23 protein-coding genes are annotated in these 21037 nt (G+C 29.9%); 8 read left to right on the forward strand and 15 right to left on the reverse strand.

Features of this window, described 5'->3' with window-relative positions; translation table 11 throughout:
- Nucleotides 1-365: 365 nt before the first annotated feature.
- Nucleotides 366-1745 carry a Trk system potassium transporter TrkA gene (gene trkA / locus O5Y44_RS06135; RefSeq protein ID WP_271986846.1) on the forward strand — a complete coding sequence of 460 codons (1380 nt, stop codon included), beginning with the start codon at nt 366-368 and terminating at the stop codon, nt 1743-1745.
- Nucleotides 1746-1748: 3 nt separating this feature from the next.
- On the forward strand, nt 1749-3242 hold the full coding sequence (locus O5Y44_RS06140) for a TrkH family potassium uptake protein (protein ID WP_271965801.1): 1494 nt from the start codon (nt 1749-1751) through the stop codon (nt 3240-3242).
- 21 nt (nt 3243-3263) lie between these two features.
- On the opposite strand, the gene O5Y44_RS06145 is transcribed toward O5Y44_RS06140, so the two are convergent.
- From O5Y44_RS06145 to O5Y44_RS06175, 7 genes are read right to left on the reverse strand one after another with little or no spacing between them, the layout of a single operon-like run.
- On the reverse strand, nt 3264-3581 hold the full coding sequence (locus O5Y44_RS06145) for a hypothetical protein (protein WP_371465726.1): 318 nt from the start codon (nt 3579-3581) through the stop codon (nt 3264-3266).
- On the reverse strand, nt 3574-4404 hold the full coding sequence (gene rsmI, locus O5Y44_RS06150; RefSeq protein WP_371465728.1) for a 16S rRNA (cytidine(1402)-2'-O)-methyltransferase: 831 nt from the start codon (nt 4402-4404) through the stop codon (nt 3574-3576). The genes O5Y44_RS06145 and rsmI overlap by 8 nt, the downstream gene beginning before the upstream one ends.
- Nucleotides 4405-4716: a GIY-YIG nuclease family protein gene (locus O5Y44_RS06155; protein WP_371465729.1), complete on the reverse strand. Its 312-nt coding sequence runs from the start codon at nt 4714-4716 to the stop codon at nt 4405-4407.
- Complete coding sequence (locus tag O5Y44_RS06160; protein WP_371465730.1) at nt 4700-5434, reverse strand: tRNA1(Val) (adenine(37)-N6)-methyltransferase; 735 nt, start codon at nt 5432-5434, stop codon at nt 4700-4702. Before O5Y44_RS06160 ends, O5Y44_RS06155 begins: the two co-directional genes overlap by 17 nt.
- 1 nt (nt 5435) lies before the next feature.
- Nucleotides 5436-6272, reverse strand: a complete 837-nt coding sequence (locus tag O5Y44_RS06165; protein ID WP_371465732.1) for a DNA polymerase III subunit delta' — start codon at nt 6270-6272, stop codon at nt 5436-5438.
- Nucleotides 6262-6888 carry a dTMP kinase gene (tmk, locus tag O5Y44_RS06170; RefSeq protein ID WP_371465733.1) on the reverse strand — a complete coding sequence of 209 codons (627 nt, stop codon included), beginning with the start codon at nt 6886-6888 and terminating at the stop codon, nt 6262-6264. The genes O5Y44_RS06165 and tmk overlap by 11 nt, the downstream gene beginning before the upstream one ends.
- Nucleotides 6889-6909: 21 nt before the next feature.
- Nucleotides 6910-8088, reverse strand: a complete 1179-nt coding sequence (locus O5Y44_RS06175) for an aminotransferase class I/II-fold pyridoxal phosphate-dependent enzyme (protein WP_371465734.1) — start codon at nt 8086-8088, stop codon at nt 6910-6912.
- A gap of 292 nt (nt 8089-8380) precedes the next feature.
- Between O5Y44_RS06175 and O5Y44_RS06180 the strand changes: the two genes are divergently transcribed.
- Nucleotides 8381-9466: a branched-chain amino acid aminotransferase gene (locus O5Y44_RS06180; RefSeq protein ID WP_271965809.1), complete on the forward strand. Its 1086-nt coding sequence runs from the start codon at nt 8381-8383 to the stop codon at nt 9464-9466.
- Between the two features lie 195 nt (nt 9467-9661).
- On the opposite strand, the gene O5Y44_RS06185 is transcribed toward O5Y44_RS06180, so the two are convergent.
- The 4 genes from O5Y44_RS06185 to rny all read right to left on the reverse strand — a co-directional run bounded on the left by O5Y44_RS06185 (nt 9662) and on the right by rny (nt 14266).
- On the reverse strand, nt 9662-10447 hold the full coding sequence (locus O5Y44_RS06185) for a formate/nitrite transporter family protein (protein ID WP_371465735.1): 786 nt from the start codon (nt 10445-10447) through the stop codon (nt 9662-9664).
- Between the two features lie 348 nt (nt 10448-10795).
- Nucleotides 10796-11260, reverse strand: a complete 465-nt coding sequence (gene tnpA / locus O5Y44_RS06190; RefSeq protein ID WP_371465736.1) for an IS200/IS605 family transposase — start codon at nt 11258-11260, stop codon at nt 10796-10798.
- 209 nt (nt 11261-11469) lie between these two features.
- A complete protein-coding gene (locus O5Y44_RS06195; protein WP_371465737.1) occupies nt 11470-12261 on the reverse strand; it encodes a formate/nitrite transporter family protein in 792 nt (263 codons plus the stop codon).
- 451 nt (nt 12262-12712) lie between these two features.
- Nucleotides 12713-14266, reverse strand: coding sequence for a ribonuclease Y (gene rny, locus O5Y44_RS06200; RefSeq protein WP_271986857.1), 1554 nt, complete (start codon nt 14264-14266; stop codon nt 12713-12715).
- Between the two features lie 483 nt (nt 14267-14749).
- On the opposite strand from rny, the gene rplK reads away from it, so the two are divergent.
- Both rplK and rplA read left to right on the forward strand, forming a co-directional pair.
- Nucleotides 14750-15175, forward strand: coding sequence for a 50S ribosomal protein L11 (rplK, locus tag O5Y44_RS06205; protein ID WP_003145837.1), 426 nt, complete (start codon nt 14750-14752; stop codon nt 15173-15175).
- A gap of 13 nt (nt 15176-15188) precedes the next feature.
- Nucleotides 15189-15881 (forward strand): 50S ribosomal protein L1, encoded by a 693-nt coding sequence (rplA, locus tag O5Y44_RS06210; RefSeq protein WP_271965652.1) that lies wholly within the window; start codon nt 15189-15191, stop codon nt 15879-15881.
- A gap of 134 nt (nt 15882-16015) precedes the next feature.
- On the opposite strand, the gene O5Y44_RS06215 is transcribed toward rplA, so the two are convergent.
- The 3 genes from O5Y44_RS06215 to O5Y44_RS06225 are packed head-to-tail and all read right to left on the reverse strand — an operon-like array spanning nt 16016 to nt 17931.
- The gene (locus O5Y44_RS06215) at nt 16016-16849 is read right to left on the reverse strand and encodes a hypothetical protein (RefSeq protein WP_371465739.1); all 834 of its coding nucleotides are present in this window, start codon (nt 16847-16849) and stop codon (nt 16016-16018) included.
- Nucleotides 16842-17555 carry an ATP-binding cassette domain-containing protein gene (locus O5Y44_RS06220; RefSeq protein ID WP_371465740.1) on the reverse strand — a complete coding sequence of 238 codons (714 nt, stop codon included), beginning with the start codon at nt 17553-17555 and terminating at the stop codon, nt 16842-16844. Before O5Y44_RS06220 ends, O5Y44_RS06215 begins: the two co-directional genes overlap by 8 nt.
- A complete protein-coding gene (locus O5Y44_RS06225; RefSeq protein WP_371465741.1) occupies nt 17542-17931 on the reverse strand; it encodes a GntR family transcriptional regulator in 390 nt (129 codons plus the stop codon). Before O5Y44_RS06225 ends, O5Y44_RS06220 begins: the two co-directional genes overlap by 14 nt.
- A gap of 241 nt (nt 17932-18172) precedes the next feature.
- On the opposite strand from O5Y44_RS06225, the gene O5Y44_RS06230 reads away from it, so the two are divergent.
- The 3 genes from O5Y44_RS06230 to arsS all read left to right on the forward strand — a co-directional run bounded on the left by O5Y44_RS06230 (nt 18173) and on the right by arsS (nt 20449).
- Nucleotides 18173-18856, forward strand: a complete 684-nt coding sequence (locus O5Y44_RS06230; RefSeq protein WP_371465743.1) for a TIGR04283 family arsenosugar biosynthesis glycosyltransferase — start codon at nt 18173-18175, stop codon at nt 18854-18856.
- A 302-nt stretch (nt 18857-19158) separates the two neighbouring features.
- Entirely contained in the window at nt 19159-19497 is a 339-nt protein-coding gene (locus tag O5Y44_RS06235; protein ID WP_003145829.1) for an arsenosugar biosynthesis-associated peroxidase-like protein, read from the forward strand.
- Between the two features lie 7 nt (nt 19498-19504).
- Entirely contained in the window at nt 19505-20449 is a 945-nt protein-coding gene (arsS, locus tag O5Y44_RS06240; protein ID WP_371465744.1) for an arsenosugar biosynthesis radical SAM (seleno)protein ArsS, read from the forward strand.
- A 79-nt stretch (nt 20450-20528) separates the two neighbouring features.
- Here the strand turns inward: arsS and O5Y44_RS06245 are convergent, their stop codons facing one another.
- Nucleotides 20529-20846 carry an acetyl-CoA carboxylase gene (locus O5Y44_RS06245; protein ID WP_371465745.1) on the reverse strand — a complete coding sequence of 106 codons (318 nt, stop codon included), beginning with the start codon at nt 20844-20846 and terminating at the stop codon, nt 20529-20531.
- Between the last annotated feature and the right edge of the window lie 191 nt (nt 20847-21037).

The following is a 21037-nucleotide window of genomic DNA, read 5'->3' on the forward strand; positions in this document are numbered from 1 at the left end:
ATTATAACATAAACAAAGGTATTTTAATAGACTTTGTTAAAATATTTATATTATCACTCTAAGTTAATTTTCCTTTTCAAAGTTAATATTATATTATTTCTATACTCATACATTAAGATTTTATTATGATAAGTTTCATTAGAATATTACTGTTGTCAATTCTATAGTATAAAGATTAAATATTCCAAACTCACTTAAAATGATATTTTTAAAAGATTATAATTATACATTTTGTTAAGATATAAATTTAATCAAACTTTTCCTTAAATCTGCCTATTATATCACGTCAATCATAAGTAAAATCATATGATATAGCAATTTCTCTCAATTTAGGTTATAATATGAATATCATTAAAAAAAGGAGTATGAAAGTGAAAGTAATTATAGTCGGTGGTGGTAAAGTCGGAGAGCTTCTTTGTGCCGATTTTTCTAACACATTTGATGAAGTCACAATTATAGACACAAATGAGCGTCGTGTTGAAAAACTCGTTGAAACCTATGATATTAACGGACTTATTGGTAATGGTGCAAATTCAGATGTTTTAGCAGAAGCAGATGCAGCTAATTCTGATATGTTTATTTCTGTTACTACAAGTGATGAAATCAACATGATAGCTTGTATTGCAGCTAAACAAATGGGTGCAAAATATACAATAGCGAGAATTCGTAACCCTGAATATTCTAAAACAAAGGAATTCATTAAACAATCTTTAGGAATAGATCTTATGGTTAACCCTGAGTACGAAGCAGCTAAACAAATTTTCTATATGCTTAAGTATCCTACCGCAACAAAAGTAGAAAGTTTTTCAAACAATAAATTTAATATTTTAGAAGTATTAATAAGTGAAAATAGTTTACTAAAGGGTGTTTCACTTATTGATAGTAGAAAATACATTGATTTCCCTTCACTAGTATGTTTAGTAGAAAGAAAAGGAGACGTGTTCGTTCCTCGTGGGAATTATGTATTTGAAGTTGGAGATAAAGTTCATATAACTGCTTCAAATAAAAATTTAAAAAAATTTTATAAACTTTTAGGAAATAAAGAAAATTTAGAAAAGAAAATAACTTCATCTTTAATAATAGGTGGAGGGAAAGTAGCCTACTATCTTGTAGAATTTTTACAAAAAGCATCTTTCTATACTAAAGTAATAGAAATTGATAAAGAAAGGGCAATCTCTTTCAGTGAAACATATCCTGAAATTGATGTTATTTGGGCTGACGGCAGCGATCGTGATACTTTAATTGAAGAAGGTATCCAGACATTTGATAGTTGTATATCTTTAACTGGTTTAGATGAAGAAAACATTATAATTAATTTATATGCACATAAACTTGGAATTAAGAAAACAGTAGCAAAAGTTAACCGTGCATCTCTAAAACAGATAGCTGAGGATATCGGTCAATATTCTTATATCACTCCTAAAGAAATAGTAGGAAATATAATAAAAAAACATACAAAATCGTTGCAATGTAGGCGCACAACAGATATAGAAAACTTCTATAGGATATCAAACAATAAAGCTGAAGTAATTGAATTTAAAATCTCAAGTGAAAATTCAAAAGTTATCGGTATTAAATTAAAAGATCTTGATATTAACGATAATACTCTTATAGCATTTATAATTCGTAATAATAAACAAATCTTCCCAAATGGTGATGATGAAATTAAAGTGAATGATAATGTCGTTGTAGTTAGTTATCAACAGAAAATTGAACATATCGATGATATTCTTGCTAGGAGGTAATCTATGAATTTTAAAATGATTTTTAACGTTCTAGGTAAAATGCTTATTCTTTTGGCCGCTTTACTATTACTTCCTACAATTATTTCATTAATATATAAAGAACCTACTTATGTGACTAACTCATTTTTAATTACTATAATGATATGTTTTATAATATCATTATTACTACATTTTTTAACAAAAGATGTTACTGAACGTGATTTCTATAAAAGAGAGGGTTATGTAATAGTTACCCTTACTTGGGTTATTTTTTCATTAATTGGAGCACTTCCTTTCTATATTTCGGGAGAGATACCTCATTATATTGATAGTTTCTTTGAAACAGTAAGTGGTTTTACTACTACTGGTTCAACCATTTTAGAAGATATTGAGACTTTAAGTAAAAGTTTACTTTTTTGGAGAAGTTTCACACACTTTATAGGTGGTATGGGGGTTATTGTATTCGCTCTAGCAATTTTACCAAGATCTCCTCATACTATTCATATAGCGAAAGCTGAAGTTCCAGGGCCATATTTCGGGAAAGTTGTATCTTCTATGAAACAAACAGCAATTTATCTTTATGGAATATATATATCACTTACAGTACTTCTATTTATATTCTTAATGTTTGGTGGAGTTGGATTTTTTGATAGTATAAACCTAGCTTTCTCTACTGCTGGAACTGGTGGTTTTTCAGTAAGAAATGCGGGAATTGCATATTACAACAGCACTTACGTTACAGTTGTGATCGCAATATTTATGCTTATTTTCTCAATGAATCTAAGTTTACTTTACTTTATTATTTTTAAAAGATATTTTAAAGTATTAAAAAGTGAAGAACTAAGATGGTTCTTTGGAATGATTGGTATACTTTCTGTAATCATGTTTTTAGATATCTACCGTTCATATGATACACCAAATCATAGTTTATTAGATGTATTTTTTACAGTTTCATCTGTTGTATCTACTACAGGTTTTACATATAATGACTTCAATATTTGGCCAGTATTTTCAAAAATGATAATCTTAATACTAATGATTGTTGGAGGATGTACAGGAGGAACTGCTGGTGGAATAAAAATTCCACGACTTATTTTCTTCGTTAAAAATGCCAAACTAAGTATAAGTAAAGCTTTAAATCCAAGGAAAATAGCAATGGTTAAAATCGATGGGAAAGTAATAAAAGACACCACTCCACTTTCTAACTATTTACTATTATTCGGATTTGTATATGTTATTATACTATTCTTAATAACATTCCAAATTAATGACTTTGAAGATGCAATTTCTTTAACAGTTACATCAATTAGTAACGCTGGACCAGCATTCAATCACTATGGTCCAATGAGTAACTTCTCACAAATACCATATTTTACTAAAATAATATTATCTATATCAATGCTATTAGGACGTTTAGAATTAATGCCATTAATAGTATTCTTCTCAGCTAACACATGGAAAAAGCGTAGAAAAAAAGCTAGAGAAAGTCAAAGAATAATTAATAATTTTAATGAGTAATGTGAAACAAAAAGACGAGTTCTACTTATAGATCTCGTCTTTTATCATTGAAACTATCTCTTGAATTTCTTCATTAATTCGTTCATCAAGTTCCTCTTTTGTAATTAATTCATCATTATGAGCTTCGGTATATCCTAAAATTATACCTAGAGAATTCTTAACATTATGCAACATAATTTTTTTCTTCTGTTCATTTTTATCTAAATCTGAACTTCTTCTATATATTAGATATATATTTAGAAATACAAATACTGTTAAAGGTAGGAAAAATATTTTAATGTGAATTGCGGCAATTAGAAATATTATTATCAATACATTTACTACTATGAAATTAATCATATTTTTCATGATATAAACTATAAACCTCTTTTTTATTTATGCCGTATTCTTTAGCAGTATTTTTAATAGCTTCTGATTTTTTTTCACCATTTTGCACTTTTTCATAAATGATTTCTACGATATCATCAAGATTAAGTTCATCTTTTTCTTCATCTTTTGAAGGAGAAATAATAACAACAAACTCCCCTTTTTCCTTAATCTCTTCACCCAACATACCTAATATTATACTAGCTTCAAATGTTTCAATTTGTTCAAACATCTTTGTAAGTTCTCTAGCTACTGCAATTTTTCTTGTTGGGGCGATTTTTACGATTTCTTCCACTAAGTTCTTCACTCTGTGTGGACTCTCATACAAAATACCAGTTGTTTTTGAGTTTAAAATAATTTCTAACTTTTGTTTAAGTTCTTTAGTTTTTCTTGGTAAAAATCCGTAAAAAGTATAATTATATGATTCTATTCCACTTGCCACTAATGCAGTAAGTCCTGCATTAGCACCAGGTAGGGCTACAACCTCTAAATCAGCACTTTTCACTTTTTCTACAAGTACATACCCTGGATCTGAAATACATGGCATACCAGCATCTGTTACCAACGCTATTTCTAGACCCTCTTCTAAGTATTCTATTATTTTATCACTCATCTTATCTTCATTATGTTCATGGTAACTAAGTAATTTTTTACCTTTTATTTCATAATGGTTCAATAATTTTTGTGTATTTCTTGTATCTTCACAAGCTATAATATCTGCTTCTTTTAGCACTCTTAATGCTCTTAAAGTAATATCCTCCAAATTACCTATTGGTGTTCCTACTAAATATAACATTTATTTTTCCTCTATTTTTTTATTTAAATCTTTTACTTCTTGCCTTTTACTTGCATCCAAATTTAATAAAATATATTCTTCTTTTTTGGCACGCGAAAATTTCTTAAATAAACTTTCAGCTCTCGTCGCTTCACTTTTAGTCTCAAATTCTTCAAAATATAAAAGTTTTACCGGTACTCTCACCCTAGTGTATTTTGCACCTTTTTTTACATTATGAGTTTTTATTCGTCTAACAATATCTGTCGTATATCCAGTATACCAAGTTTTATCACTACACTCAACTACATACATAAAACTACTCATAAATACCATACACTTTCTTCATTTCTTCAGTATAACTACCATCTTCATTATAAATATAAAATGGTTGTTCTACTTTAATATCACTTACTTTTGAGATACTACCTTCTATTAATACAATTTTACTAGTATCACTTGTTGCTTTGCTATAAACAAATCTAATTCGTTTAATAGCTAAGCCATTTTTTTCACATTCAGAAATAATATCACTTATTCTGTATGTTCGATGTACCATAGCAAATTTACCATTTTGTTTAACCAAATATCTTATTGCTTTTACAATATCACTTAAATTACATAGAATTTCATGACGTGAAATATTATGATTATACTTCTCACGTTGATTCGGCATATTCTCCACTGGAAAATACGGCGGATTACAAATTACATAATCAAATGATGATGGTCTATAATATTCTTTCACATTCTTCACATCACCATTTCTTACCTCTATATTCATAATTCCATTAAGTTCTAAGCTTTTTTTAGTTAGTTCAACTAAATCTTCTTGAATTTCTAACATTTCAATCTTAGCATCTGACTTTTCTCTTAGAATAATTGAAATTCCACCATTGCCACTACAAAGTTCAATTATATTTTTTTTAAAACTTCTCGGTACATTAGAAAAATAAGGAAGTAAAAAAGAATCTGTTGACATACTATAATGATCAACCTTCTGCAAAATTTTATAATTCTTTGAAACTAAATCAACTCTCAAATTCTCTTCCATACTAACCTCGTAATAAAAATTCTAAATTAATTTTATCCAATAAAACTGTAAATAAAAATTTTTCTAAAACTAATGTAGCATTAACATTGGCATTCAAATCAGATAAAGCATATAGAACTTTCTCTTGAACTTTACTTATATTCACTATGTCATATCGATTAGATTCAGAATAACTGTTTGTAGTTTTAATACTCAAATATTTAAAAAAATCTAAAATTTCTTCCTTAACTTTAAGTAAACCCAGAACATAGATATTAGCCATATGCGGCTTCCTGCTATATCTTTTTACATATTCAGAAACAATCTTAATCATTTCATCATTTTCTGTAACTTCCCTATCTTCACTCTGTCCTACTAATTTTATCTGTTGACATCGTGAAATAATAGTCGGTAATACGGCACTAATATTTTTACAGCTAAGAATAGCAATAATATCATCTTCGGGTTCTTCTAAAAACTTAAGTAAACTATTCGCAGCTTGTTCTGTCATTTTTTCAATATCTTTTATCCAATATATTTTCTTTCCATAAAATGATTTAACACTTAGGTCAGATTTCAATGTTTGGATTTCATCTTTTTTTATAGAAGTATCACTAGTTAATTTATAAAAATCTACATAGTTTCCGTGATTTATGCTGCGACAATTGTTACAGCTCTCACAACTAAAAAATTCTTTATTTTTATTTTCTAAACAAAATATTGCTTTAACAAAACTTAAAATAAACTCATCAGAATATAAACTATCCTCGCCTATTACTAGATAGGCGTGGGATAGTTTATTAGTTTTTAATGTATTTGTTAAAGATTTTATTACAATTTCATCTTTACTAAAGTTCATTGTCTAAAAATCCTTCCAGTATTGAAAGTGCCTGTTTTTGAACATTTTCATAAGTATCACTTGCATCAATTACTTTGATGCGCTCTGTATATTCTTTCGAAAGGTCATCATAACCTCGTTTTACATTTTTATAAAAGTTTAAACTTTCCTGATCCATACGGTTATTATCGTCTCTATTTTTAGTACGAGCTAAACCTACCTCAACATCTACCGAAAAGTATAAAGTTAAATCAGGTTCTAAGTTATCAGTAGCATATTCATTAATATCCAATATATCTCGTTTACTAAGTCCACGACCATAAGATTGGTAAGCTACTGAACTATCAACAAAACGATCACATATAACTATATAACCTTCATTTAAATGTGGGAGTATTTTTTTTACAATATGATCACGTCTACTTGCACAAAATAGCAAACTTTCAGTTTTAGCGTCAATATCGTTAGAACTATCAAATAGAAGTTCACGAATTTTTTCACTAAAATCTGTTCCTCCTGGTTCACGTGTTGTAATTACCTTATAACCTTTTTCTTTTAAATACTCGGTAGCAAAGTTAATAAAGCTCGTTTTACCTGAACCATCTGAACCTTCTACTGTTATGAATTTACCTTTCATTTGAATAACCTTTCTACTATATTATTTATTCATAAATTGAGAAATTCTTTCAACTGCTTCTTTAATATTTTCGATACTAGTTGCATAACTAATTCTAAAGAAGTCATTATATGCACTACCAAAAGCTGTTCCCGGAATAACTCCAACGCGAGCTTCTTTCGCTAATAACTTACAGAATTCCATAGCACCTAAATCACGGTACTTAGCTGGAATTTTAGCAAAAATATAAAATGCTCCATCTATTTCAGGAATTTCAAATCCTAATTCACGAAGTTTTGGAACCATATAATCTTTTCTTTCTCTATATGTTTCAATCATGTGTTTATTGTATTTATCTACATTTTCATCATTAAGCGCTACTACTGCTGCATCTTGAATGAATGTAGCTGCACCAGAAACTGTAAATAAGTGGAATACTCCAATTTTTCTAACCATAGCTAATGGAGCCGCGATGAATCCTACACGCCACCCTGTCATAGCGTGAGATTTAGATAATCCACTAATAAGAACAGTTTGTTCCGGAATAAATTCTGCTAATGATGTATGTTTATAATTGTATGTAATATCCCCATATATTTCATCACTAATTACAAAAATATCATATTTTCCTAATATATCAGCAATAGCTTTAACTTCTTCTCTTGTATATGAAACACCACTTGGGTTGTTTGGATAGTTAATTAAAATTGCTTTTGCATCTTTATTTTCTTCTAAAGCTTTTTCTAAATCGCTAGGAAGAACTTTAAATCCATTATCAACTGTATCTATAAATTTGATATTACATTTATTTAAAATACCAACTCCCTCGTAAGCTGAGAAATATGGTGTTACTACTATAATAGTATCCCCCTCGTTAGTTACAGCAGAAATTGTGTGTTCTATCGCAGCAGATGCTCCAATTGTTACGATAATTTCATCAGGGCTATAATTTAAATTATATCTTTTCTCTAAATTATTTGCCCATGCTGTACGTAACTCTGCAATACCGTTATTTACTGAATAGTGTGTTCTATTATTATCTAGAGCACGTTTTGCAGCTTCTTTAACTTCTTCTGCAGTGTCAAAATCTGGCTCTCCTAAAGTTAATTTGATAATTCCTTCTATAGAAGAAGCATATCTATCAAACTCTCTTATCGGCGAACCTGTAAGGTTTGCAAGTGATGTGTTGAACTTATTTTCTAATGATTTTTTAATTTCCATAAATTTATCTTCCTTCTTTATTATATTAGATACATTGTTAATGTAATACTACTAATATTGTATCATATTTTCAGTAAAAATAGAATTCTTATTAGTAATATCGAATAAAATTCCAAACAATGTTTACGTATAATTTTATAGTATTTTCAGAAAATTTTCAATAAGTAATTTCGGATATTTCAATTAAAATTTCAGAAAATTTAAAGAAAAGTATTGAAAAAAACTTTAATTAGTATTATAATAATTTTAACAAATTTTTAAAATTAATTGTTTATAAAAGGAGAAATATAATATGACAAAACTTACAGTAAATGATATAAGAGTAGAACTTACTAAAAATCCAAAAGAAAAAACGCCAGATGATAAATTAGGATTTGGTTCAGTATTCACTGATCACATGTTCGTTATGGACTGGTCATCAGAAAAAGGATGGTATGATCCACGTATCGTACCTTACGGACCAATTCCAGTATCACCAGCATTAAACGTGTTACACTACGGACAAAGCGTTTTTGAAGGAATGAAAGCTTATAACGCAAATGGAGAAGCTGTTCTATTTCGTCCAGAACAAAACTTTAGACGTTTAAACAATTCATCAGACCGTATAGCTTTACCACAATTAGATGAAGAGTTCGCATTAGCAGCTCTTAAAAAATTAATCTCTATCGATAAAGACTGGATTCCAAAAGCTGAAGGTACTTCACTATACGTTAGACCATTCTTATACGGTTCTGAAGAAGCACTTGGAGTACACCCTAACCATGAAGTTAAGTTTATAATCATCTTATCTCCATCAGGAAGCTACTTCAAAGCTGGTCTTCAACCAAATAAAATCTTCGTAGAACACGAATATGTACGTGCTGTACGTGGTGGATTCGGATTCGCTAAAACTGCAGGTAACTACGCTGGATCTCTTAAAGGTCAAAAGAAAGCTCAAGAACTTGGTTACTCTCAATCTCTATGGCTTGATGGAGTAGAACAAAAATACATCGAAGAAGGAGGAGCAATGAACATCTTCTTCAAAATCGATGGAACATTCGTTACACCTGAGTTAAACGGTTCTATCCTTCCAGGTATCACTCGTGCATCAGTATTAGAATTACTTAAATCATTAGGTGAAAAAGTAGAAGAAAGAAAACTATCTCTAGAAGAAGTTTACGAAGCATATGACAACGGAAAACTTGAAGAAGTATTCTTATGTGGTACTGCTGCTGTAATCGCTCCTGTTGGTGAATTATTCGATGGTACTAAGAAATTAGAACTTATCAAAGATGATAAACCAGGAGAATGGACTCAAAAAATCTACAACCTACTTACTGGTATCCAACTTGGTAAAGTTGAAGATAAATTCGGATGGGTTGTTAAAGTAGAAGAATAATATAAAAATAAAAGATTCCAAGTTAAATAGTTTGGAATCTTTTTTATCTTGTTGTTAAGCATTCAAAATTTATCTAAAGTACAAATAATATACAATACAGTAAAAAGATGAAGTATAGTATAACACCAACTTCATCTTTTTTATTTATTTGCTAATATTATTAATGTAAATTATATTCTATCAACTTTTATAAGCTTATTTTTTGTAAGCAAATGTGTATAGAGCAGAAACTAATGTAACAGCCCCAACAAAGTTTCCTAAGAATACTGTTCCCATGTTTTGGATAAATTGTAAAACAGAGATATTTGCACCTTCAAACATTGCAGCTGGGATTGCGAACATGTTCGCAACCAAGTGTTGGAATCCAATAGCAACGAATGTCATAATTGGGAACCATACACCAAACATTTTACTACCTACATCTTTAGCAGCGAAGTTTAACCATACTGCCATACCTACTAACCAGTTACAACCAACAGCTGAGAAGAATACTTGCCAGAATGTTAAGTATACTTTTGATTCACCAGCTGAAATAGTTTTAGCTGCAATAGCTCCACCAGTTAAACCAGTTAAATGACCTAAGAAATAAGCAATAACTAGTGAACCTACAAGGTTGGCAAATGTAATAACAACCATATTTTTAGCTAATAGTTTAAAACTAATTTTCTTATTGAACCATGCAACAGTTACAGCCATCATATTACCTGTAACTAACTCTCCACCACCTACTAAAATACAAATAATTCCGATTGGGAAAACAGATGCCCCTAATAATGCACCAATTCCTCCAAATTCTTTAGGAATTGATCCTGATACACGAAGTAAAGCTAAGAAACCTACCCCGATAAATGCACCACCTAAGAATCCTAAGCTTAACATGTATTTAAGGCTTGCAGTCGCTTTAGCAACACCTTTTTTACAAGTTAACTCATACGTTTCTTGTGGCTCTAAAAATACTTTAGATTCTACAGTGTTTGTCATGATAACACTCTCCTTAATAAATTTATAATAATTACATAGATACAACTTTTCTATATCTACAATAAAGATTATACAATAACAATGATATTTTTTCAACCCCTGTTTTAATACAGATTTCATTAAAATGTGTACAAATTAATAAACTTAGTTGAAACTTATTTCACATAACTAAACAAATATATTACCACTTTCAATATAAGGTAATAAAATAATGACCACCCCTGAAAAGGGGTGGTTTTCTCTTCGGGTATAACCCTTTGTTACTAACACGCACCTCAAGGCGCTGGCTTTCACATTCGTTCAAGCCCTATTGTATTTTAACGCCCACTACCCGTTAAACGGGTATATCTATTTTTTCTTATCTCCAAATGGATTTGTATATTCTTTTGTTGTCAGTTTGTCTATCGCAATGTCATGCGATTCTTGTTCTCTGATATATTTCCTTATTGTACTTTCATTTAAACCTACTGTACTTACATAGTATCCTTCTGCCCAAAACTTTCTATTCCCATACTTATATTTCAGATTTGCATGCATATCAAATATCATGAGTGAACTTTTCCCTTTCAAATACCCCATAAAACTTGATACACTATATTTGGGTGGTATTGATAACAGCAAATGTATATGATCTGGCATTATATGTCCTTCTATTATTTCCACTCCTTTATACTTACATAACCTTTTTATTATATCTACTATATCTCGTTTGTATTGATTAAATTCTATTTTTCGTCTATACTTAGGGGTAAATACAATATGGTATTTACATAACCACTTTGTATGCGATAAACTATTATGTTTATTTGCCATAATTAAAATCATCCTTTCTTTATTTTAGAGCTTGAACTACTCTTATTTTATCAAGAAAGGATGATTTTTCAATTGTTTAACTTTTGTCTCGCACCCGCATAGCGGGTGGTTTTTTGTTTCGGAGACTTCGCCTACTCAACTGGCTAAAGCCCTTAATAAAAACCATTGGGAATAAAACGCTTCCCAATGGTTATATTAAATTATAATTTTTAATTATTATTTTTATAAGCTATTGTATATAAACCTGCAACCAATATCGCTCCACCTAAAAAATTTCCTAAAAAAATTACACACATATTATTAATAAATTGCATTATTGTAATATCTGCACCACCAAACATAGCTGCTGGAATAACAAACATGTTGGCTACAACGTGTTGAAAACCAACGGCTACGAATGTCATAATTGGAAACCATGTACCAATTATTTTTCCACTTACATCTTTAGCACAGAAAGATAACCATGCACCCATACCTACTAACCAGTTACATCCGACACCTGAAAACACACCTTGCCAAAATGTCGCGTTAACTTTTGACTCAGCAGTAGCTAAAGTTTTCGCAAATGTCGCTCCTTCAGTAAGTCCTGTCACATGTCCTAAAAAATATGCTACAAAAACAGCACCTACTAAATTTGCTAATGTTATAATAATCAAATTTTTCACCAGCATTCCTAGACTTACTTTTTTATTGAAAAAAGCTAATGTAACTGCCATCATATTACTAGTAATTAATTCGCCACCTCCTACTAGTATACAAATCAAACCAATTGGAAAGACAGCTGCTCCTAATAAGACCCCTAATCCTCCAAATTCATGTGGAATAGATCCTGCAACTTTTAAATAAGCAAGATAACCTACCGCTATAAATGCACCTCCCAAGAAACCTAGACTTAACATATATTTTAGGTTTCCTGAAGCTTTAGCCACACCCTTTTTACTAGTGTATTCATATAATTCTTGAGGCTCTAAATAAGCCTTTGTGTGTATATATTCTGACATAACTTTTGTCTCCTTATTATATTCTACAGATATTATATAACAAATGATTTACATTAACAAATACAGTATTAGGACTCCCTTGTTATATATTTTTATTTTAATATATATCATAAATTATTAACTAAACATCATTTTACCCGCTCCATTACTATTTCACTAAATTACTCTATACTACAGCTTTATATATAACACTTAAATTATAGATATATATTTTTTTATTTTTAAAGTTTTATATTTATTATTTTTTAAATATAATATTTTTAATTAGAATATATAACTATTATTATCCTGCTATTAAATTGACTTCTTATATATTGTTTTAGATTTTTCCTATTAGTATCATAGAAAATTACTTATAATTTTTATATAATTCTAAAAAATTATATATTCAAAATCTGTATACAAATAAGCATATAAAAAAGCGATTGGACATTTCCAATCGCTTAATTTATTATCTTGCAAGCTTAACCGCTCTAACCTCACGAATAACATTAACTTTAATGTTTCCTGGGTATTGCATCGTTTCTTCGATTTTATTTTTAACTTCTTTGGCAATTTTGTAAGTTTTTGTATCATCTACTTCTTCAGGATTTACGATTACTCGAATCTCACGACCTGCTTGAATAGCAAATGTTTTCTCAACACCTTTGTGTTCATTTGCGATTTCTTCAAGTTTTTGTAGACGTTTAATATAATTCTCTAATGACTCTCTTCGAGCTCCTGGACGTGATGCAGAAAGTGCATCCGCTGTGGCAACAATGACAGAAATAGGATTTGTTGGTTCTGTATCTCCATGGTGTGAAGCAATTGCATTAACAACAATCGCATTTTCTTTATATTTAAGAGCTAAAGCAACACCAATTTCAACGTGCGAACCTTCTACTTCATGATCAAGTGCTTTACCGATATCGTGTAGTAAACCTGCACGACGAGCTGTAGCAACATCTAAGTCTAACTCAGCCGCGATAAGTCCGGCGATATACGCTACTTCCATAGAGTGTTGTAATCCATTTTGACCATAACTTGTTCTATATTTTAACTTACCTACGATCTTAACTAAATCTGGGTGCATGTTGTGGATTCCAAGATCAAATGTAGCTTGTTCCCCTGCATCTCTAATAACTTGATCAATATTTTTACGTGCTTTGTCAACAGCTTCCTCAATTTTTGAAGGATGAATACGACCATCATCGATAAGTGATTTAATTGCTGTTTTTGCAATTTCACGACGGATAGGATCATATCCAGAAAGGATAACTGCTTCTGGAGTATCGTCAATAATTAAATCTACTCCAGTCAATGTTTCTAAAGTACGAATATTTCTTCCTTCACGTCCGATAATACGACCTTTCATATCATCACTTGGAAGATCAACAACTGATACCGTAGTTTCACTAACTACATCTGTTGCAAAACGTTGTAACGATTGAACAATAAGTTCTTTTGCACGTTTATCTGCAACGTTTTTCGCCTCTAGTTCTTTATTTCTAATATATATTGCCATGTCTTTAGCCATATCAGTTTCAACTGTGGCCATAATCTCTTCACGAGCTTGTTCTTCTGTTAAGTTTGCAATTCTTTGCAACTCTGTTTCTTGTTGAATTTTAAGTTGATTAACCTCACTACTTTTCTCTTCAAGAAGCTGAGATTTTTCTTCCAATTTCATCTCTCTTGAACTTAACAGTTCATCTTTTTTATTCAGAAGTTCTGTTTGACGTTCTAATGAAGATTCTTTTTGAACGATTCTATCTTCTTGTCTTTGAATATCTTGTTTTTTAAATTCTGCTTCTTTATTAGCAATATTGATTATCTCTTCAGCTTCTTTTTTAGCTATTGTAGTTTCTTTTTCTACTATATATCTAGCTTCTTTTCTTGCTTCACCAATAATATGTTCGGCATCTTGCTTAGATAATTCTAATCTCTTTTGAATAGAATTTTTTGAAATAATATATCCAAATAAAAGTCCAACAAGTAAAGCTGCAATACTGATTATTCCATAAATCATTTTGCAACCTCTTTCTATTTTGAAAAATTTTTTATTATGATATTGTACTTTTGTCAGAATTTTAAACTCTGGCAATCTATCACATACCATAACTACAATTCTACACTACCTATAGTAAAAAGTCAATAGTTCGCTTAGGGAAAATCTAGTTACTACATTCTTTTTCTTCTATATAATAGCTCAATTAATTAATTAAGTTGTTCTCAAATTTTCTTTAATTATTTTATAGAAATCACTTGATTAAAATTTGACTTAGTTGTATTATTTTACTATCTACTCAATAACTAAGTAGAAATATTTTTGTACTTGATTATAAAAAATTGAATTTTTTTAAAAAAAACTCAACAAAATACTTGCAATTCCATATTTGCTATGGTATTATAATCAAGTATGTAAAAATACAAAACTTGATTGAGTGGGAGAACGAAAAATTTCAAGTCGTTCAAATGACCACATCACGAAAAATATATAGGAGGTTTTATCGTGGCTAAAAAAGTTATAAAAGTTGTTAAATTACAAGTACCAGCAGGTAAAGCTAACCCAGCTCCACCAGTTGGTCCAGCGTTAGGTCAAGCTGGTGTAAACATCATGGGATTCTGTAAAGAATTCAATGCTCGTACACAAGACCAAGCAGGATTAATCATTCCAGTAGTAATCTCAGTATATGAAGACCGTTCATTTACTTTCATTACTAAAACACCACCTGCACCAGTATTACTTAAAAAAGCAGCTAAAATTGAAAAAGCATCTTCTGTACCTAACCGTGACAAAGTTGCTACAGTTTCAAAAGCTCAAGTTCAAGAAATCGCTGAACTTAAAATGGCTGACTTAAACGCAGCTTCTGTAGAAGCAGCTATGCGTATGATCGAAGGTACTGCAAGAAGTATGGGTATCTTAGTAGGAGAATAGGAGGATAATTATAATGGCAAAAAAAGGTAAAAAATATCTTGAAGCAGCTAAATTAGTAGATTCTTCTAGTCTATACTCTGTAGTAGAAGCAATCGAATTAGCTAAAAAAACAAGTACAGTAAAATTTGACGCAACTGTAGAAGTTGCATTCCGTTTAGGAGTTGACACTCGTAAAAACGACCAACAAGTTCGTGGAGCAGTAGTTCTTCCTAAAGGAACTGGTAAAACTGCAAAAGTTTTAGTTTTTGCTAAAGGTGATAAAGCAGCAGAAGCTGAAGCAGCAGGAGCTGACTACGTAGGACAAGGTGAATACATCACTAAAATCCAACAAGGTTGGTTTGATTTTGACGTAATCGTAGCTACTCCAGACATGATGGGAGAAGTTGGTAAAATCGGTCGTGTATTAGGACCTAAAGGATTAATGCCAAACCCTAAAACTGGTACTGTAACTATGGACGTTACTAAAGCAGTTAATGAAATCAAAGCTGGTAAAGTTGAATACCGTGCTGAAAAAGCTGGTGTTGTTCACACTCCAATCGGTAAAGTTTCATTCTCAACTGAAGACTTAGTTGAAAACTTCAACGCTATTCAAGACGCTTTAGCTAAAGCTAAACCAGCTGCTGCTAAAGGAACTTACTTCAAATCTGTAGCTGTAACTACAACTATGGGTCCTGGAGTTCGCGTTAACACTGCAGAATTCAAATAAGAATTATTTAATAAAAAGAAGATTTGGTTATCCAAGTCTTCTTTTTTTATCCCGTCTTTTGACTAGATTTTATCTTCTATACAAAAAAGAGGCTCGCTATACAGTATTTTAAGCCTCTTTCAAATTTTTTTATTTTATTCCTTATTGTAACCTATGACTAATCCTACTTTAGACGCTTCTTTAGACGCTTCTTTTACTCCTTCTGCAAAACCTTCTGCATAGCCTTTACTAGCATCTTTATAAAATTTATATCCACTTGAACTTGACAACAACAATAACAAAATTAATATAAGTTTTATTCTATCCTTTTTACTTACTTTAGTATCCCTTTTACTGTTGCTTATAATATTTACACTCACAAAGTGATAAACTATTGTAATTACTATTAACAATAATAATTTTATAATATTAAATTGTGCACTATCATATTTTGGTCCTGTAAATGTGCTATAAACTCCAATTAATGAAAATCTAAATATACTTACTATTAATTGATTAATTAAAATATCTCCTAAAAAAAAGTATATAAGTGATTTTTTAGTATATATCATCTGTATTATCGCTAAATTAGATAGAGCTATAACTACAACTATAGCATAAATATACTCAATTGGATTAGCTCTACGATACAGAAAATCTAACCCAAATGCAACCAGTCCTCCTACAAATAGACTTATATATGTAGTATAATAAATATATCTTGCTTTATTATTAAATGAAATAGGAAGGTATTCAATAAACTGTTGCTCGGGATCATCATATTTTCTTCCATTTATGACTATAATTAATGAGCTAATCAGAGCTAATATTATATATGTTTTGTCAAATAATAATTCTAGTATAGTAGTTATTGTAACAAAGTAATATAATATATATAATCCTTTGTAAAATAATGGCATACTATAGTTTCTACTTGATATTAAATTCCAAATTGCTCCAAATTTTGTTTCATATTGTTGTTTAATCATTTTCAACCTCTCCTTTCAATACAGAAAGTAAAATACCCTCTATATTAGTTGTATTAAATCGTGCTTGTAATTCGACGATATCTTCGTTAATCGTAATTCTCCCATTTTCAAAAACAATAATGTAATCTGCTAAACTCTGTATTATGTATGGTTCTTCAGTCACTATAATAATAGTTTTATCTTCATCCATATATTCTCTAAGAAGCGCTATCATTTCTTTTCTAGCTATTAAACCAACACCGGAAAATAGATTATCTAAAACTAATAGTTTAGATTTTGTATAAATTCCTATAGAAAATAATAGTATTTTCCTCTCTCCTTGTGAAAGTTCATATATTTTCTTATGACGATATACTTTATGTTTACTCAGAAATTCAAAACATTTCTCTAAATTAAATCTCTCATCTAATTTATATATTTTATATAGAACCTCATATACTCGTAAAGAATCTGAAAACAAAGGTTTATCTGCTACATATGAATAAAGATTTTTAATATCTACTTCATTTTCATGAAAATTTAGATTATCATAAGTAATTACATTTTCCCCTGAAGGTAAACCTCCTAGAAGTGTTTGAAGAAATAATGTTTTACCACTTCCACTGTTACCTGTAATTGCATAGACATACCCATCTTGAAACTCCAAATCAATTGGTCCAAGTTGAAATGTTCTTTTATTAATCAATAATTTATTAACTTTTATCATTACTCTTCTCCTCCAATACACTATTAAATATATCCTTAATATCATTTATATTAAGTCCATCATTAACAGCCTTATCAATTATACTCTTAAGTTCGTCTAAGTATTCTTCTTTTTTTATCGTTAATACAGTAGCTAAATCTATATCATTTACGAAATATCCAACAGCACCTTTTGAATATATTAGCTCTTCTTGTAACAATACCTCATATGATTTTTTTATTGTAATGATACCAACCTCTAATTCTTTTGCTAAACTCCTAATAGAAGGTAATTGATCATTATATTTTAAGCTACCATTTAGAATATTACTTTTAATTTGCGTTGCCACCTGCTGATATATCGGAACAGATGACATATTAGAAAGTTTTATATTCATCATTGTCCTCCTTATTAATTTATTTTAAGCAAACTACAACATTATTTAGATATTAAAAACGTTTCCTTGTATCTACTGTGATTATACAATAGATACAGTTAGTTTGTCAATAAATATTTTAAAATTAATTTTTATTTTTATTAAATACAAATTTAATCTAGTAATTTATATATATTTTTTTATTTTGAAAAATTTCTTATCATGTTATAATTGTATTAACTATTATTTTAGGAGTGTATTTATGATTACTATTATTGTGCCAATTTATAACGAAGAAAGAACAATACGTGATTTCGTTTATAATCTATATTGTTTGCATAATATTAAAGAACACGAGGTACTTTTCATTGATGGTGGTTCTACAGATAAAACAAAAGAAATATTAGATGAACTCTCTTATTTTGGTTATTCATATCATCTTTCTGATAAGAAAGGACGAGCAAATCAGATGAATTACGGTGCAAAAATTGCTAAGGGTGATATCCTATGGTTCGTTCATTGTGATAGTGTTCTTCAAAAAGACGTTATTAAAAAAATACTTGCTTGCCCTACTGAGGTCGGTTGTCTAAAGATTAGATTCTATCCAAATAGTTTTCCTATGTGGGTTAACTCATTAGTTTCTAATATGCGAGCTAGTATTACCAATCTAGCATTTGGAGATCAAGCTATATTCATAAAAAAACAAGTATTTGAAGAAATTGGTGGATATAAAGATATGCCTATAATGGAAGATTACAAACTATCAGAAGATTTAAGTGCAAGAAATTACAAAATTACAGTAATCGATTCCCCTATTACATCATCAACTAGAAGATACAAAAACCACACAGTAAAAACTATGTGGCAAATGCAAAAATTTCAGAAGATGTATCGTCGTGGTGTTCCTGTCGAAGAATTAGCAAAAATGTATAAAGATGTGAGGTAATTTAATTTATATGGTTCTAAGAAAAATGTTCTAAATAATATAAAAATTTATATGAAAATTAATAGAAATATAATATATATATATTTCTAAGTTCGCTTTATATAAGCTTTAAAGATATCTAATATACTTTGAAAGCTGACTCGACAAAATCAATTTTTTCGAATCCTCTATTTTTGAATCTATCTTATGTTTGATTTAAAATTATATATTTTTTTACACATTATATATAGTTCAATTTCATTGATTATTTATGGAAACTAACTTATAATTAATTTATACAAATTTTAGAGGAGAGAATAAATATGGCAGAATATTTTAAAAAGAAACATTTAATAGAATTTGGTGAAGGAAAATTTGGTGAAGATGCACCTGAGTATTGGAAAAACTTCATGAATTACTACGGTAATGTAATGGCTGAAGGTGAATTGACAACACGTGAAAAAGCTCTTATTGCACTTGCTGTAGCTCATGCTGAAGCATGCCCTTATTGTATCGATGCTTATACTAGTACATGTCTTGAAGAAGGATGCGACCAAGATCAAATCGCAGAAGCTATTCATGTTGCTGCTGCAATGAAAGCTGGTATTACCCTAGTGCACGGTCTTCAAAGTAAAGAACTATCAGATAAATTAACAAACTAAATTTATTATGACTGAATTAAATATACCCAAATTTTTTGATCAAGTAGAGGAAAAACAATACTTATTAACCGAAGAGTTTCCAGAAGTAATGCAAATTAACGTAGGTAGCTTATGTAATATTACATGTAGTCACTGTCACGTTGATGGTGGACCTACAAGAAAAAATAACATGGTTCGAGAAACTTTTGAACAAATAATCGAAGCATTCAAGGTTGGTAAGTATAAAACAATGGATATCACTGGCGGAGCTCCTGAGATGAACCCTAATTTCAGATGGTTTTTAAAAGAAATCTCACAGTATGCAAAAACTATAATTGTAAGAACAAACCTAATTATCCTTGATGTTCCAGCATATAGAGACATACCAGAACTATATCGTAATTTAAAAGTTCAAGTAGTAGCCTCATTACCCTACTATAACGAAAAAGTTGTCGCTAAGCAACGTGGTAAAGGTGTTTTTCCAAAGTCAATAGAAGTACTGAGAAGACTTAATGAACTAGGTTACGGTAAAGAAGAAGATCTAGTATTAAACCTAGTTTATAATCCAAATGGAGCGTTTTTACCTCCTAAACAAGAAGCACTAGAAAAAACTTATAAGAAAAAACTATATGACAATTTTGAGATTGTCTTTAATAATTTATTCGCTATAACAAATAATCCAATAGGTAGATTCTCTGAATTTCTTCATAGAGAAGATCTTTACGAAGGATATATGAATAAACTATATAAAGCATATAATCCTGCAACACTACCAGGGCTAATGTGCAGAAACATGATTTCTGTTGGTCCGGATGGATCTTTATATGATTGCGACTTTAATTATATTGAAAAACTAAAAATCTCTGGAGAAATCAATCATGTGAGTCAGCTTGTAGATAATCATACAGGTGTACGTAGAATCGTTACAGGTATGCATTGTTACGGGTGTACAGCAGGAGCTGGTTCATCTTGAGGTGGAGAGACTTGCTAGCATAGGTTATGCTAATTAAATACGAAAAGAAGCCATGAACTCTGGCTTCTTTTTTTCTATATTATTTTTTAATTAATTTATTAATAATATTCCCTGCAATATCACTAATTCCATTGTTACTTGTAAGTTTAAATAATTCATTCATATCTGGAGTCAGTGAATTATCTTTTGAATATGATTCCAGAGCTTTATTAATCATTGGCGACACTAAACCTGCTCCTTGTCCTTGATTTAATTTCTCAAGCGCCTTATTTAAAATATCACCAACAAAAGATGGAACTTGATTACTACCTATAATACTATTAAGTAATTCTTTAATTTTGTCATCAGATCCATTACTCCCTGAAGATAGAACATTATCTAATATATTTTTTAACATATTACACCTCTCAATTTTAATAGTATTATTTTACAAAATGAAACATAAATGTACTATAGATATGTTAAAGTTTCAAAACTCGAAATCTATAATCAGAATTTTTCCATACCCCGAACTCGACAAAGAGACAAAAAAGCACTCCTGATTTTCATCAAGAGTGCTTCTTCATTTACTACATCAAAGTAATATTA

Origin of the sequence: Gemella sp. 27098_8_155 (assembly GCF_041433725.1) — a bacterium.
Classification (GTDB): Bacteria; Bacillota; Bacilli; order Staphylococcales; family Gemellaceae; genus Gemella; species Gemella haemolysans_D.

Coding starts and splice junctions, on each gene's coding strand:
- trkA (WP_271986846.1), top strand. CDS start 366: ATGAAAGTGAAAGTAATTATAGTCGGTGGTGGTAAAGTCGGAGAGCTT.
- O5Y44_RS06140 (WP_271965801.1), top strand. CDS start 1,749: ATGAATTTTAAAATGATTTTTAACGTTCTAGGTAAAATGCTTATTCTT.
- O5Y44_RS06145 (WP_371465726.1), bottom strand. CDS start 3,581: ATGATTAATTTCATAGTAGTAAATGTATTGATAATAATATTTCTAATT.
- rsmI (WP_371465728.1), bottom strand. CDS start 4,404: ATGTTATATTTAGTAGGAACACCAATAGGTAATTTGGAGGATATTACT.
- O5Y44_RS06155 (WP_371465729.1), bottom strand. CDS start 4,716: ATGGTATTTATGAGTAGTTTTATGTATGTAGTTGAGTGTAGTGATAAA.
- O5Y44_RS06160 (WP_371465730.1), bottom strand. CDS start 5,434: ATGGAAGAGAATTTGAGAGTTGATTTAGTTTCAAAGAATTATAAAATT.
- O5Y44_RS06165 (WP_371465732.1), bottom strand. CDS start 6,272: ATGAACTTTAGTAAAGATGAAATTGTAATAAAATCTTTAACAAATACA.
- tmk (WP_371465733.1), bottom strand. CDS start 6,888: ATGAAAGGTAAATTCATAACAGTAGAAGGTTCAGATGGTTCAGGTAAA.
- O5Y44_RS06175 (WP_371465734.1), bottom strand. CDS start 8,088: ATGGAAATTAAAAAATCATTAGAAAATAAGTTCAACACATCACTTGCA.
- O5Y44_RS06180 (WP_271965809.1), top strand. CDS start 8,381: ATGACAAAACTTACAGTAAATGATATAAGAGTAGAACTTACTAAAAAT.
- O5Y44_RS06185 (WP_371465735.1), bottom strand. CDS start 10,447: ATGACAAACACTGTAGAATCTAAAGTATTTTTAGAGCCACAAGAAACG.
- tnpA (WP_371465736.1), bottom strand. CDS start 11,260: ATGGCAAATAAACATAATAGTTTATCGCATACAAAGTGGTTATGTAAA.
- O5Y44_RS06195 (WP_371465737.1), bottom strand. CDS start 12,261: ATGTCAGAATATATACACACAAAGGCTTATTTAGAGCCTCAAGAATTA.
- rny (WP_271986857.1), bottom strand. CDS start 14,266: ATGATTTATGGAATAATCAGTATTGCAGCTTTACTTGTTGGACTTTTA.
- rplA (WP_271965652.1), top strand. CDS start 15,189: ATGGCAAAAAAAGGTAAAAAATATCTTGAAGCAGCTAAATTAGTAGAT.
- O5Y44_RS06215 (WP_371465739.1), bottom strand. CDS start 16,849: ATGATTAAACAACAATATGAAACAAAATTTGGAGCAATTTGGAATTTA.
- O5Y44_RS06220 (WP_371465740.1), bottom strand. CDS start 17,555: ATGATAAAAGTTAATAAATTATTGATTAATAAAAGAACATTTCAACTT.
- O5Y44_RS06225 (WP_371465741.1), bottom strand. CDS start 17,931: ATGAATATAAAACTTTCTAATATGTCATCTGTTCCGATATATCAGCAG.
- O5Y44_RS06230 (WP_371465743.1), top strand. CDS start 18,173: ATGATTACTATTATTGTGCCAATTTATAACGAAGAAAGAACAATACGT.
- O5Y44_RS06235 (WP_003145829.1), top strand. CDS start 19,159: ATGGCAGAATATTTTAAAAAGAAACATTTAATAGAATTTGGTGAAGGA.
- arsS (WP_371465744.1), top strand. CDS start 19,505: ATGACTGAATTAAATATACCCAAATTTTTTGATCAAGTAGAGGAAAAA.
- O5Y44_RS06245 (WP_371465745.1), bottom strand. CDS start 20,846: ATGTTAAAAAATATATTAGATAATGTTCTATCTTCAGGGAGTAATGGA.